This is a genomic window from Shewanella sp., assembly GCF_041630135.1.
Taxonomy (GTDB): Bacteria; Pseudomonadota; Gammaproteobacteria; order Enterobacterales; family Shewanellaceae; genus Shewanella.
In genome coordinates this window covers 17,011-30,731 of record NZ_JBFKLW010000019.1, presented here as the reverse complement: position 1 = coordinate 30,731, position 13,721 = coordinate 17,011, and the positions used below count along the sequence as shown (strand labels likewise).

Genomic DNA, 13,721 nt, shown 5'->3' with positions numbered 1-13,721 from the left:
GCATCCCCTATATTGTTCCCTCAGTATAGCCCCTGATTTCATGGGTTAAGATTTAGCTCAGACGGCGACGCAGCTCGCGGGTGGCTTCCACCATATTGCGCAGCGCCGGCTCCACCTCATCCCAGGTACGGGTTTTAAGGCCACAGTCAGGATTTACCCACAGCTGACGCAGAGGAATACGTTTGGCGGCTCTTTCCATCAAGGCGACCATGGCTTCAACGTCCGGCGTATTGGGGGAGTGGATGTCGTACACGCCCGGACCAATTTCGGCTGGATACTCAAAGTCCTCAAAGGCGCGCAGCAACTCCATCGCCGAACGGCTGGTCTCTATGGTGATCACATCAGCATCCATGGCGGCTATGGCGGCTATGGTGTCGTTAAACTCGCTGTAGCACATGTGGGTGTGGATTTGGGTGTTATCCCGCACGCAGGCAGCGCTCAGCTTAAAGGAGTCCACTGCCCAGTCGAGATACGCCTGCCAGTCAGCGCGGCGCAGGGGTAACCCTTCGCGGAACGCTGGCTCGTCAATCTGGATAATGGCAATGCCTGAGCGCTCCAGATCCGCCACTTCATCGCGAATCGCCAGTGCAATTTGCTTACAGATAGTCTCGCGGCTGATATCTTCCCTGGCAAACGACCAATGCAGAATGGTCACAGGCCCGGTCAGCATGCCTTTCACCGGCTTGTCGGTCAGGCTCTGGGCGTACTCGGCCCAGTCGAGAGTCATCGGCCGAGGACGCGTTACATCGCCGTAAATCAATGGCGGTTTTACGCAGCGACTGCCATAACTCTGCACCCAGCCGTTTTTGGTAAAGCCAACACCGTCGAGCTGCTCACCAAAATACTCTACCATGTCATTACGCTCGGCCTCACCGTGCACCAACACATCTATGCCGAGTTTCAGCTGGCGGTCGATGGTATCGCGGCACACCTGCTTGAGCTGGTTATCGTACTCAAAGACGCTGATTTCACCTTTGCGCAAACGGCTTCTCAGTGCTCGAATGGCCGGGGTCTGCGGGAAAGAACCTATGGTAGTGGTTGGCAGCAGTGGCAGCTTAAGCCGCTGTTGCTGCTGTAGTTGACGGGCAGCAAACGCACTTTGACGCTCAAAATCGGCACTGGTGAGTGCATCCAGCCTGGCGGCCACCTCGGCATCGGCGGCCTGGGCGCGCTCGGCGCGGCGCGCCACACATTCGGCGACAATCGCCAAAGCTTCAGCGCCATTGGGTGCGGTCAGCAAGGTATCCAGGCTTCTTAGCTCCAGCAGCTTTTGCCTGGCGAAGGCAAGCTGGCGCTTGAGTTCAGGCCTAAGGGTAGTTTCCACATCGAGATCAACCGGCGTGTGCAGCAGCGAACAGGATATGGCGAGCCACAGGCGATCGCCAAGATCTCTGGCAACCGGCGCGATACGCTCGGCAATCACATCCAGGTCTGCGGCCCACACGTTGCGGCCATTAACAAGGCCCAGACTCAGCACCTGTTGCTGTCCAAGCCTTGGCAAAAAGACCTCAAGCTGCTCCGGCGCAGACACCAGATCCAAATGCAAGCCCGCCACCGGCAGCGCACCAATGATGTCAGCATGATGGGCCACTGAACCGTAGTAGCAGGTCAAAAGCAGCTTAACCGACACACAGGTAAAAGCCTGATATGCCGTGGCAAAGGCTGACTGCCAGCTTTCATCCAGATCCAGCGCCAGCACAGGCTCCTCAATTTGTACCCAGCTCACGCCCTGAGCGGCAAAGCGCGCCAGCAACTCAGCATAAGTATCCAGCAGCTGCGGCAACAGGCTTAATTTATCAAATTCACTGCCGTAAGCTTTCGACAAATACAGGAAAGACACCGGACCCAGGATGCAGGGTTTGGGGTCATAGCCAAGCGCTTTGACTTCTTCGACTTCGTCAAACAACTGAGTCCAGGCGATGGAAAAGGTTTGGTTGGCGTGAAGCTCAGGCACTATGTAGTGGTAATTGGTATTGAAATACTTGGTCATTTCCGCCGCTGCAGCAGCTTTGCCGCTTGGTGCCCGGCCTCGGGCAACCCTGAACAGGGTATCCAGATCCACCTTATCGCCATCGCGGTGGCGCAAAGGAATGGCATTTAAGGTCGCCGCCAGGGTCAGCACCTGATCGTAATAGGCAAAATCCCCTACCGGCAAACGTTCTACCCCAGCATCAGCCTGCCACTGCCAGTGGGTGTGACGCAGTGCCTTGGCCTGTGCCAGCAGCTCATTCCGGGACAACTCTCCACGCCAGTATTGCTCGAGGGCGAACTTCAGCTCACGGCGACGTCCTATCCGTGGAAAGCCAAGACTATTTAATTGCATATTGTATACCTTCTTGGTTTAATATGAACACAATTCAAAGAGGGACCCCTGTTAAACAAATTTTAATAGGCGTCTGGACGTCTAGAAGTTTATTGTGGTAGTCTTCTGGCAAGCAAACGAATTGCATTCACGGGCAACATGAACAAACTTCATGTGGAGTAGAGATGATAGAGCTAAGACACCTTCGCACCCTGATGGCACTGAAAGAGAGTGGCAGCCTTGCGGCTGCGGCCAAAAAGCGCTTTGTCACCCAGTCAGCTTTGTCTCATCAGATTAAAGAACTGGAAACCCGCATCAACTCGCCCGTGTTTGTGAGAAAGAGTAAACCTCTGTCCTTTACCCAGGAAGGTGCCAGATTGCTGAATCTGGCCGAAGAAATTCTGCCGCGGGTAATGGAAACAGAGTCAGTATTGAAAAAAGGTCTGGAGAGTGACGATAACCTTATTCGGGTTGGGATTGAATGCCACAGCTGCTTTCGCTGGTTGATGCCGGTGATGGAAGCCTTCCGGGCGGAATTCCCTGACTCAGACCTGGATCTCTCCAGTCGTCACCTGTTCGACTCCCTCAACGCGCTGGAATCCGGGGAGCTGGACATAGTGCTGACATCCGACCCTGTACCTGGCCACCAATTGGCTTATCAGCACCTGTTTGATTTTGAAGTGCGTCTGGCGGTTGCCAAAGAGCATCCTCTGGCCGATAAGCCACAGGTGCTGCCACGGGATCTGCAAGGACTGCCGATTATCAGCTATCCGGTACCACTGGAAAGACTTGACCTGTTCCGCTTGTTTCTGGAGCCGGCAGGCGTTACCCCGGGAGTGCAGAAAACCTGCGATCTCACCTCGGTACTGTTGCAACGCATCGCCTGCCAGGATGGTATTGGGGCCCTGCCAAGCTGGTCCATCAGCGAAGCACAGGGACTCAGCCTTACCAGCGTACGTCTCGGAGCAGAAGGCTTAAAACGCCCCCTGTTTGGCGCCTACCGCCGTGGGCACGCCAACTCAAGCAAGCTTCAGCGTTATCTGGAATTGGTCGCGGCCGAAGGAGTCGCAAAACAAAAGCAACCGCGCTAATAGTAAAAAAAGCCTGCTTAAGCAGGCTTTTTACTATTGGTTACAACGGGTTAAGCAGCAAGCCGCGCATCGATAATATTCGGCGCAGCACCAGCCCGGCAGAATTGGGATTACGGGTTTGCCTCAGATTATGGGCAATCATAAACTCATCTTTTAGCTCTTCATCCAGCCCAAGAGAATCGAATGCTTCCAGTGTTAGCGTTTGTTGTTGATTATCAATAATTTCTTTAATAACACTCAGTGGAATAGACTTCTGCGATTCCGCATTAAGATAAGCGAAGGCGGTCAACGCAATAATCTGCCCAAACACGCTGAATAAGGCTAACGTCTGGACTTCGTCCGGATCAATTTGACTGTTGATGTCCTTGAGACTGTCAACGGCAGCCGCAGCAATACTCTCGGTTAAGCGCCAATAACCTTGCACCAGCTTTTTGTAAGGCTCAGGCAATTCATCAAGCCGCTCTTTAAGATAAAAACTGAACGCGTAACGATAAATATTGACCTGACCCAGGCGGATTAAGGCATCCTTCAGGCTGCGGTTCTTACTATTGTTAGCCACACCAGCGGCGTGAGCCGTAGTACTGCGCCACAACAAGTGTGCTGCAAGCGCGGGATCGCTGGAAATGATATCCACTACGTTACGCACATCACCATCGGCAATGATGGCCTTTTTCAGTGGTATAAGGATCCCACGGCGACCAATGACCTGTTCTTCATTGGCTATGATCGCCCTGATTTGAGAAAACACCTGATGCACAAGCTCAGTCATGAATCCAACCTATTATTTTCCGGGCTATTACAACCTGACCCAACAACCGACCCGGTGATTATTATCTGGGAATTTACCCATAAAATCCCGTTCCCGGTCAAGTTGATTTCCCCCAGGGTTCACATTTTTATCTTCTGTCCATCAAAACGCACCGCTCTCACTGGCCAAACGGTAAATATCGTCTGCCAAAGCCCGATACCCAGCGTCATTTAAATGTACGGTGTCCGATTTCATGGCGCTGTCTTGCAGTAATTCAGACAACGACTTATCCAACAGCGGAAGTGAAAACTCTTCCGCTAACTCCCTGTATAGCGTGGGCGGCGACAATAACAACTGCTTTTCCGGCACCGCAATTAACAATACCGCTATTTGTCTTGCACGAGCTTCCCTAATCATAGCTGCCAAATTGGTTTTCAGCGCTGCTTTGTCGAGGTTTCTGAGGATATCATTGCCACCTTCCAGCAGTATCACCATATCCGGAGCAGCCTCATCCAACACGTCGGCAAAACGTGCCAGGCCTTGCGCACTCGTTTCACCGGAAACGCCAGCATTGATGACTTCACAGCCACAAAAATTTGCCAGATGCGCCGGATAATCCCCTTCATCAGAGGCACCAACCCCCAACGTCAGACTATCACCAAAAGCCAATATTCTTGCGTGCTCTCCCAAATAAGGCAGACGTGGCCCGCCGCAAGCGGTTAGTAACATCAAGATGGCAACACAATAAATCCAGCGCACTATGCTCTCCCATGGCTATCCCACGCCCAGAGTTTATCTGTTATCGCCGAAAAAAAAGCCGGATACAAGTCCGGCTTTTTGTTTTCAAGTATTTATCAGTATCGCAGGCTTAACGTCAGGCTCACTCTGCGGCCTTCGCCGGGGTAGAAACCACTACCCCATTCGCTGTAGTAGCCGGAGGCAGCGTATTGCTCATCAAACAGGTTATCCACCCGCAGACTGGCGTTAACGCCATCAATATCAAAATTCAGTGCCACATTGGCAAGCCAAAATGCATCCAGCTGGTTCGCTGCATTGGCATTGTCACCTTCAATGAAACGGCTGCCGGTATAACTGGCATCAAGATACAGTTGCCAATGCTCTGCAACATCCAGACCTGCAAAGGCACGACCACTGTGTTTTGCCACCCAGGACAATGCCTTGCCATCGTTGGAACCAGCCGTAAATTCCGCATCTGTGTACTGATAATCCAGCCCAAACTTCAGGGACTCAGTGACCTGCCAGTCCCAGTCCAGCATGGCACCATAGCGGCGGGACTTATCTGCATTGACGTTGGAACCTGGGAAAAAGCCGCCGGTTGGCGTATCTGCGCTTGGGTCAAATACAATTTCATCTTCCAGAGACAGGCGATAGAGGCTCAGACGCAGCCCGTGTGCGTTGCCCAAATAGTCCCAACCGGCTTCATAGCTTCGACCGGTTTGTGGCTTTAAACTGCCCTGTGAGGTGTACGCCTGCTCATCCACTTTGGCAAAACGGAAGTTATCCTCAGCGCGCAAATAAAAGCGACTGGCAGCCGATGGACGATAGTTAATACCAAACTCCAGCGCGTGGGCATCGTTATCCAAATCACCACCTGCAGGGAAGGTGTTGCCATCACGAATATCGTCGGTCACTTCGGCGTAACGACCACCCACCACGTAGCTTAGCTGCTCAGTAAGGGGCACACTGGCCTGCACAAAACCGGCCCATAGTTTCTGGGTATTACCTCTGTTCATGTAAGCAGACTCAAACTCAGACTCGCCGCGGGACAAGTCAAAGCCCGTGATAAGCTTCAGCTCTCCGGCGCGTGTCTGATACTTGCCGATGGCCTTTGGCGAGAGTGCCAACAACGAACGCCCGGTTGCACCCTGACCACCCCAACTGATGTAGTTCACCTGGGTGTCACTGTAATCCACATCGGCACCCAGATCCCAGTGATCAGTCAACTGATGTTGATAGCCACTGCGGACAGCCTTGGTGATTTCATGTTGATAATCAGTGGCATTGAATTCATTCGCCTGACGAGGGTTGTCATCAAGCTGAGCTTCATTCAGAGAACCTGCCAGCAGCCTGTCATTGTCGAAATAAGCCGTTTCGGCGAAAAACTGATTGGCATCACCACGGTATTCAAGCCGACCAAGCACACTGCCCGTCTCGCTCTTTGCATGGTCGCGGTAGTTATCGCTCTTATCGAAATGGCCGCCGATAAAGGCATGCCAACCACCGCCAATGTCAGTGGCAAAGTCGGCCGACGCGTTCAGGCTGTTAAAACTGCCACCGCCAATGCTGGCGCCGCCGCTTTGGCCTTCTGGGCGCTTGGTAATAATATTAATCACGCCACCTACGGCCTGGTCGCCGTAAAGCACCCCAGCACTGCCGGAGAGGATTTCAATCCGCTCAATTTGACTGACAGACACGGCAGACAAACTGGGGGCGGCGATGTCAATATTATTCAAACGGCGGCCGTCGACCAGAATCAGAGTGTTACTGGCAGCCTGGCCTGCGCCAAAGCCACGCATGGCAAACACAGGGCCAGTGCCACTGTCACTCACCTGAATACCGCTTTGCCCACGCAGTAAACCCGCCAAATCGGTAGCACCAACAAGGGCAATATCGTCGGCGGTGATCACGGCCACATTGGCTGCAATATTCAATGGAGTGTCGAGCTTGCGGCCAATCACGACCAGATGCTCATCAGTCGCAGACCGAATAATGTCAACATCAGCGGTTGCCGTATTGGAAGGGGATGCAGCGAAAGCCACAGGCGCAAGCACTGCGCTCACAGCCAGTGCGATGAAAGAAAGTTTGGTTCCCATTTTCCTTATTCTCCTTCAAGGGAAACGGGGCAGGTTGTCGGCAGCCCCTATAGAGCCACATGTGCGGATCTGCCCACCGAAATCCACAACAAATCCTCATTTGGGCCGGTCTCCGGACTCAGGCTCAATGCCATTACCGTTGCGGGGGCAGTGTCGGAATTCCACCGACTTCCCGATTCTCCCGCGATAGCGGGCACCCAAAGGGTTGACGTAAAAAAACCGCCCGAACGGGTCGGGCGGCGCATTATAGACGTCTAAACGTATAAAAGTCTAATTTGTTAACTAGTGGGGAGCATCTTTCACTGCAACCTGAGTGGTAACATAGGGGCAATAAATTCCTGATAATTGCTCGGCGTCACTGGCACGTTACCCGAGGAAAACACTTCCATACGCATCGATTTATGTAACAACATCAGCTGCCCCGGACGCTGGAAAACGCTGTAGTAACCTGCCTCTCCAGCAGGCTCAGACACAAACGATGGCTGATTCTCCAAAGATTTATGCAGCGCGGGCATTTTGCTGCAAGCCAAAATAGCATGATAGCCTCTTTGACCATCAATCTGGGTTTCCCCTAACTTCTCGTATGATGAGTCTCCCTGGCAACTTTGTTGATATTGCTGTGCCAATCCATCCAAAAACTCTTCGGGAGTGGTTCCATTCGTCGCCAATCTGAAGCTTTGCACGCAAATCAGCGCCCCCCATTCGTTAAGACTATCCGTAGCAGGAACAAATTCAGCACTGGTCATGTCTCCCCTAACCTCCTGTTCGGCCAGTCTCCACCCTTGTGGCAATTCAAAGGAAAAAGGCACTTCAAACAAAGACAGAGCCTGCGTCTGAGCCTGAGCACTTACGCCAACAAGTAAAGTTAACACACTGAAAATATAGCGAATCATAATCAACTTCCGTGAAATCTATGCAGCTTCATCCTGAATAAGTCCCGCATGCTGAGCACCAAATCTTTCAGCCAATGTCAGAATAAAAACCACCATAACCAGAATCAATCAATAGTCATTCCAGCTACTCAAAACCAACCCGATATGGTGTTACATCGTTTTTACACCATGGCTACCAGCGGCCAACACTTTACCACAGCGAATGCATTTTCAAAGTCAAATATTCCGCATGACTGCTGGCAAACCTAAGCCAGTAAGTCTTGTGAATTTAGCCAACCCGAGCCTCCTCTGTCAGACATTTTGCCGTCCCTCGGGTACTGATGTTTTGTCACTGAAAGGTATATAGTGAGCGTTTTGCCGCCGATGCAGGGAGAAGGCCAATGGCGAAGCTCAGTGGAATACATATCTATCCGGTCAAGTCCATGGCAACACAGCGACTGTCTCAGGCGCGGGTCTGCAAAGAAGGACTGGCCGGAGATCGCCGTTTTATCGTGGTTCGGCCGAATGGCGAGTTCATTACGGCCAGAACCCATCCGTTACTACAACAAATCCAGCCGCTTGGAACCGACGAGGCCATTCAGTCCGGCGAACTCTGGCTCAGATTTGCAGGCAAACCGGATCTGCGTGTACAAGCATCAGCCTTTCAACGCACCCAGATACCAACCCGAGTCTGGAAAGACAACTTCAATGGTCTGGCCACCAATCCACTTGCCGACGCCTGGGTGTCGTCCATTTTAGGCGAAAACGCCCGGCTGTTATGGCTTGGCGAAACCTCCGACCGCTACCGCGAGAAGCTTGGCACCACCGTCAGTTTTGCCGATGGTTACCCACTGCTGCTGATCAGCGAAGCTTCACTTGAAGATCTCAATTTACGGTCCGACGCCATCAGCCAGATGAGCCAATTTCGCACCAATTTGGTGGTTTCAGACACCCGCGCCTTCGAAGAGGATACCTGGAAGCGTATTCGCATTGGTGAGGTAGAGTTTGATGTGGCCAAGCCCTGTGGCCGCTGCGTAATGACCACTGTGCTACCGGGCACTGCCAGCTTCCATCCACAGGGGGAGCCACTGTCAACCCTGAGTAAGTTTCGCAAAAGTGCCAGCGGCGAAGTGAATTTCGGTCAGAACTTGATTGCCCTGAATGAAGGCATCATCCGTGAGGGTGATACCATAGAGGTGCTGAAAACCCAGGAAAGCGAACATTATCGCAATCTCGCGCCGGCCAAACGCGCTATGGTGCTCACAGAAAAGCGCACCATAGCCCGTGATTTCTGTGCCTTTGCATTCAAAGCCGCCGACAACAAGCCGCTGCCGGGTTTCCTGCCGGGCCAGCATCTGGTATTTGCCATCGACATCGACGGCGAGCGCCATATTCGCCGCTACAGCCTGACCCATGCTGCGGGAGACGGCCTGTACCATATCGCGGTGAAACGCACCGAAGGCGGGCATATTTCCAACTGGTTACACGACGAACTGGCGATTGGAGACACCGTACTCTGCGGCCGCCCCGAAGGACGCTTCAGCCCCAGGGCAGGCAAAGCGCTGCTGCTTATCAGCGCAGGCTCTGGCATCACACCCATGCTGGCGATGGCGCGCACCGCCCAGCTTAAGGCCCATCAGCAAGGCGCTGCACCAACGGATGCCAAGCCGCTGTCCCATATTTATTTTATCCATCAATGTCGCAGCCGGGAGGACATCCCGGAAGCCGACGCGCTGACAGAAATGCACGCCAGCGGCATGACGCTGGAACTCTGGCTGACCCAGGCCGATGACAAATGGCAAGGCAACCGTGGTCGCTGGCAAGCTGGTCAATCCCAATCCATTCGCCACCTTGCTGCCGCAGTATCCGGCACCGAAGCCTATATTTGCGGACCACTGGGCTTCATGCAGCATGCGGAAGCCGAGCTTCAATCTCTGGGCTTATCTCAGGCGCAAATCCACAGCGAGAGCTTTGGCGGCCTTGCGACACCCGCCGCCAGAGAAAAGAAGTCAGTGAGCATTCGCATTAATGGCAAGGCTTTTCAGGGAAACAACCAAACCAGCCTGTTGGCACAGGCCGAAGCACAGGGCATCAGTATTCCCTGGTCCTGCCGTGCAGGAATATGTGGCAGCTGTAAATGCCGCTTAGTCAGCGGCGAGGTGGCGCAGCACAAAGCGGAGGCTTTATCAGAGCAAGAACAAGACGCAGGGCTTATTCTGGCCTGCTGCGCCGTGCCGGTTGACGATGTGGAAATCAACCTGAGTTAACTGTCTGACGCCAATAAAAAGGCAGCCATCGGGCTGCCTTTTCAGTTTTGATACCTGATTGGTATCAGGTTCGCAGTTTGGCCAACTCACCATCCTGGCGCCCAACCAACTTGGCAAGGCTTTCGCTGCTTCCGCGGGCACGCTCAGCAAGCTGCATCAACTCGGCGGCCGAATCCGAAATGCCGGTAATGTTACGGCTCACTTCTTCGGTGACTGAGCTTTGCTCCTCGGCTGCGGTGGCGATTTGAGTCACCTGATTGGAGATTTCGTTAATACGCTCCACCATGGACGACAACGCCTCAAACGCTCTCTCGGTTTGAGCTGTGGCCTGCTCAGCCAAAACCACTCCGTTGTCGATAATGTTGGTGGCGCCGCTTACTTCCTGCTGCAACGCATCAATCAGCCTGCCAATATCATCGGTGGAGGCCTGGGTTTTGGATGCCAGCGAGCGCACCTCATCAGCAACCACCGCAAAGCCACGCCCCTGCTCGCCGGCACGGGCAGCTTCAATGGCCGCATTCAGTGCCAGCAAGTTGGTTTGCGCCGCGATGGCACTGATCACTTCCAAAATCTTACTGATATTGGTACTGCTGTCTGCCACCTTGCCCACGGCAATTTTCGCCTGCTGAGACTCATTGGCCATGGTAGAGACCAATTTCACCGCTTCGGTCAGGCTTTCCTGACTTTGCCTGACCTGTGATGTCATGGCGGATGATTCAGTTGCTGTCTGCTCTGACGCATTGGCCACTTCCTGCGCTGTATGGCTCATTTCATTTACCGCAGTGACAACACTTTCAATCTCACTGTATTGCCGATTGACACTCTGCTTGGTGAGCTCTGCAATATCGGCCGTTACCTTACTTTCCTTTCTGGACTCAGCAGCAACTGACTTAAGATCGCTGATAAGTCCATGGAGCTTGCCGATAAAAGCATTAAAGCCGTCGCCAAGTGCAATCAGTTCAGCATGTTCTTCCACCTTCAACTGTTGGGTCAAATCCCCTTCAGCGCTGGCCAGTTGACTTACCCTGTGCTGAATTTGCTGTATTGGCGCGACAACACTTCGAATGAACAGTGCCACTATCACCACGGCAACGGCCGCAACGGCAATCCCCAACAGCAATACAAACCGCCCCATCCCCGAGGCCATGGCTTCCATACTGTCATGAACCTTATGGGCGCTGGCAAAAGCAATGTCACGGGGCACTTCAATGCTCAGCAGCCACTGACTGCCGGAAAGCGGAATATCTATGGGGTAGCCAACAATCAGACTCTCATCATTAAGAAGGTAACCACTGCCCTGACCCAAAGCCAATATTTGCTGTGCCAAGGATTTGTTAACGACCTCAGCCAGCGGGCGCGCTTTCTTATCATAGTGGCTGGCTGCAACTATCAATCCTTTGCCCGAAAGCAGGGTTACTTTAGCCTGCCCCTGATAGAGACTGGCAGATAACTCCTGAATCATCTTTTGGAACACAGGCAAATTCAAATCGACCCCAACCACACCAATAAAACGCCCTGCCCGCAATACCGGTACTGTCAGGGAAGTCATCAGCATGTTGTTACCAGGCTCAATTTCGTAGAGGTAGGGCTCCATCAGGCAAGGCTTTTTGCTGTCCTTGGCACACAGATACCACTCGGCCTCGCGCAGGCCAAACTCATTGAGGGTATCGACGTATTTTTCACTGGCATCATCCACCTGCTGCTGAGTGATGCTGCCATCATCATTACGATAAAAGTACACTTCCAGAGTACCGGCTTCAGCCACCGAGTGCATCAGTCCGGATGCGGTAAATTCGGCATCCCGGCCATCAAAGCCATTGGGTTCGAACTGGGAGTACATAGAGGATATTTGTTTATTTTTATTCAATATGCTCCCCACGGCGGCCTGAACCGCATCCCGGCTTATTCCCCGGCTAAGGGAGTCATCTTCCATCATGGCAGAAAAAGAATAAGGAATTCGGTAGGCTTCGTTGATAAAGGCCGCTACCTTTTCGCCATAACGTCCGGCACTGGCGGTCAATTTAGTTCTGATTTCATCGTTCAGAGCTTGATCAACTTCGACTGAAAGTTCTTCGGTTTCGGAAGATAAGGTTGTCCAAAGGCTGATGGACATAATAGCTACCGTGGCAAGAAACAGCGCCGAGGTCATCCAAAGCAGCTTCTGTCGCAAAGGAAGTTTTTTCATGGTTTTCCCCAAAAAATCCTAAAAAGGCTTGTCTGAGTATAGTAGGTACGAGCCTCCCTGCCCTGTAAGGTCTTGCGCAATAACACCAATTCCCAATAAAAAGCGGCCCTACACGGGCCGCCTTTACTAACACTAGTTGCCTAGAACGGTCTCGAAGCATTCGGCCATGATTTCAAGCCCACGCTGGATTTGTTCATCCGGTGCCGTGATGGGCACCAAAATCCGCAGCACGTTGCCGTAAGTTCCGCATGACAGCAGGATAAGGCCACGGTTACGCGCCTCTGTGAGAACCTGTGGGCAGTACTGAGGAGCTGGTTTGCCGTTCTCCATCAGCTCAATGGCAATCATCGAGCCCAGACCACGTACCTCGGCGATTTGCGGATAACGGCTGGCAAGTTCACCGATGGCTGACTTAATGGTCTGGCCAATGGCGTTGGAGCGCTCAAGCAGCTTTTCCTGCTCAAACACTTCAATCACCGCCAGCGCAGCGGCACAGGCCAGCGGGCTGCCGCCGTAGGTGCCACCAAGGCCACCTGGGCCAATGGCGTCCATGACTTCGGCACGGCCGGTAATACCGGACAGCGGGAAGCCACCGGCAATGGACTTGGCAAAAGTGGTAATGTCCGGCGCCACACCCATTTGTTCCATGGCGAAGAAAGTGCCGGTACGGCCAGCGCCTGTTTGCACTTCATCGGCAATCAGCATGATGCCTTCACGATCACACAGCTCACGCAGACGCTTCATAAAGCTGGGGGTGGCCGCATAAAAACCACCCTCACCCTGAACTGGTTCAAGAATAATGGCGGCAATATCGCCTGGCTCAGCGTCGTTCTTGAAAATGCGGTCGATGGAAGCCATGGCATCGTCTTCGCTCACCCCGTGCAGTTCACAGGGGAATTCGGCGCGAAACACATTGGCCTGCATCAGCCCCATGCCCTTGCTGTAGGGTGCCACTTTACCGGTCAGCGCCAATGCCGCCATGGTGCGGCCATGGTAGCCCGAGGTAAAGGCAATCACCCCGGCACGCTTGGTGTAGGCGCGAGCCACCTTGATGGCGTTTTCCACCGCTTCAGAGCCACTGGTAAACAATGCCGACTTCTTGGCGAAGTCACCGGGCACCAGTTGGTTCAGCTTCTCACACACGGCCACGTAGCTTTCATAGCCCAGCACCATAAAACAGGTGTGAGAAAACTTCTCAAGCTGCTCGGCAACGGCAGCCTTCACTTTAGGGTGCAGGTGGCCGGTGTTCAGCACCGCAATACCGCCGGCAAAGTCGATATACTCGCGGCCTTCCACGTCCCACACGGTGGCGTTTTCGGCGCGATCGGTGAACACAGGGTGGATTTGGCCAACACCACCGGCTACAGCAGCGCGGCGACGAACCATCAAAGAATCATTGGTCAAGCTCATAACGTTCTCCTG

At 53.3% G+C, this 13,721-nt stretch carries 9 protein-coding genes and 1 riboswitch; of the genes, 2 read left to right on the top strand and 7 right to left on the bottom strand.

The window, feature by feature from the left end; genetic code table 11:
* Window positions 1-52: 52 nt before the first annotated feature.
* On the bottom strand, window positions 53-2,323 hold the full coding sequence (metE, locus tag ABYK60_RS07275; RefSeq protein ID WP_372871308.1) for a 5-methyltetrahydropteroyltriglutamate--homocysteine S-methyltransferase: 2,271 nt from the start codon (window positions 2,321-2,323) through the stop codon (window positions 53-55).
* A 164-nt stretch (window positions 2,324-2,487) separates the two neighbouring features.
* On the opposite strand from metE, the gene ABYK60_RS07270 reads away from it, so the two are divergent.
* On the top strand, window positions 2,488-3,393 hold the full coding sequence (locus ABYK60_RS07270; protein WP_372871307.1) for a LysR family transcriptional regulator: 906 nt from the start codon (window positions 2,488-2,490) through the stop codon (window positions 3,391-3,393).
* A 40-nt stretch (window positions 3,394-3,433) separates the two neighbouring features.
* On the opposite strand, the gene ABYK60_RS07265 is transcribed toward ABYK60_RS07270, so the two are convergent.
* The 4 genes from ABYK60_RS07265 to ABYK60_RS07250 form a co-directional block, all read right to left on the bottom strand.
* Entirely contained in the window at window positions 3,434-4,162 is a 729-nt protein-coding gene (locus tag ABYK60_RS07265) for an HDOD domain-containing protein (protein WP_372871306.1), read from the bottom strand.
* 141 nt (window positions 4,163-4,303) lie between these two features.
* Window positions 4,304-4,900: a GDSL-type esterase/lipase family protein gene (locus tag ABYK60_RS07260; protein ID WP_372871305.1), complete on the bottom strand. Its 597-nt coding sequence runs from the start codon at window positions 4,898-4,900 to the stop codon at window positions 4,304-4,306.
* Between the two features lie 95 nt (window positions 4,901-4,995).
* Window positions 4,996-6,975: a TonB-dependent receptor gene (locus tag ABYK60_RS07255; protein WP_372871304.1), complete on the bottom strand. Its 1,980-nt coding sequence runs from the start codon at window positions 6,973-6,975 to the stop codon at window positions 4,996-4,998.
* A gap of 85 nt (window positions 6,976-7,060) precedes the next feature.
* Window positions 7,061-7,191: riboswitch (cobalamin riboswitch) on the bottom strand.
* An 83-nt stretch (window positions 7,192-7,274) separates the two neighbouring features.
* Window positions 7,275-7,868: a hypothetical protein gene (locus tag ABYK60_RS07250; RefSeq protein ID WP_372871303.1), complete on the bottom strand. Its 594-nt coding sequence runs from the start codon at window positions 7,866-7,868 to the stop codon at window positions 7,275-7,277.
* A 380-nt stretch (window positions 7,869-8,248) separates the two neighbouring features.
* Between ABYK60_RS07250 and ABYK60_RS07245 the strand changes: the two genes are divergently transcribed.
* Window positions 8,249-10,114 (top strand): MOSC N-terminal beta barrel domain-containing protein, encoded by a 1,866-nt coding sequence (locus tag ABYK60_RS07245; protein ID WP_372871302.1) that lies wholly within the window; start codon window positions 8,249-8,251, stop codon window positions 10,112-10,114.
* A gap of 64 nt (window positions 10,115-10,178) precedes the next feature.
* On the opposite strand, the gene ABYK60_RS07240 is transcribed toward ABYK60_RS07245, so the two are convergent.
* Together ABYK60_RS07240 and gabT are read right to left on the bottom strand one after the other, a co-directional pair.
* Window positions 10,179-12,299, bottom strand: a complete 2,121-nt coding sequence (locus ABYK60_RS07240; protein ID WP_372871301.1) for a methyl-accepting chemotaxis protein — start codon at window positions 12,297-12,299, stop codon at window positions 10,179-10,181.
* A gap of 132 nt (window positions 12,300-12,431) precedes the next feature.
* On the bottom strand, window positions 12,432-13,709 hold the full coding sequence (gabT, locus tag ABYK60_RS07235) for a 4-aminobutyrate--2-oxoglutarate transaminase (RefSeq protein WP_372871299.1): 1,278 nt from the start codon (window positions 13,707-13,709) through the stop codon (window positions 12,432-12,434).
* Window positions 13,710-13,721: the final 12 nt, after the last annotated feature.

What these genes read in the sequence shown, in the direction of transcription:
- ABYK60_RS07245 (WP_372871302.1), top strand. Translation starts at nt 8,249, where the DNA reads ATGGCGAAGCTCAGTGGAATACATATCTATCCGGTCAAGTCCATGGCA.
- ABYK60_RS07250 (WP_372871303.1), bottom strand. Translation starts at nt 7,868, where the DNA reads ATGATTCGCTATATTTTCAGTGTGTTAACTTTACTTGTTGGCGTAAGT.
- ABYK60_RS07255 (WP_372871304.1), bottom strand. Translation starts at nt 6,975, where the DNA reads ATGGGAACCAAACTTTCTTTCATCGCACTGGCTGTGAGCGCAGTGCTT.
- metE (WP_372871308.1), bottom strand. Translation starts at nt 2,323, where the DNA reads ATGCAATTAAATAGTCTTGGCTTTCCACGGATAGGACGTCGCCGTGAG.
- ABYK60_RS07270 (WP_372871307.1), top strand. Translation starts at nt 2,488, where the DNA reads ATGATAGAGCTAAGACACCTTCGCACCCTGATGGCACTGAAAGAGAGT.
- ABYK60_RS07265 (WP_372871306.1), bottom strand. Translation starts at nt 4,162, where the DNA reads ATGACTGAGCTTGTGCATCAGGTGTTTTCTCAAATCAGGGCGATCATA.
- gabT (WP_372871299.1), bottom strand. Translation starts at nt 13,709, where the DNA reads ATGAGCTTGACCAATGATTCTTTGATGGTTCGTCGCCGCGCTGCTGTA.
- ABYK60_RS07240 (WP_372871301.1), bottom strand. Translation starts at nt 12,299, where the DNA reads ATGAAAAAACTTCCTTTGCGACAGAAGCTGCTTTGGATGACCTCGGCG.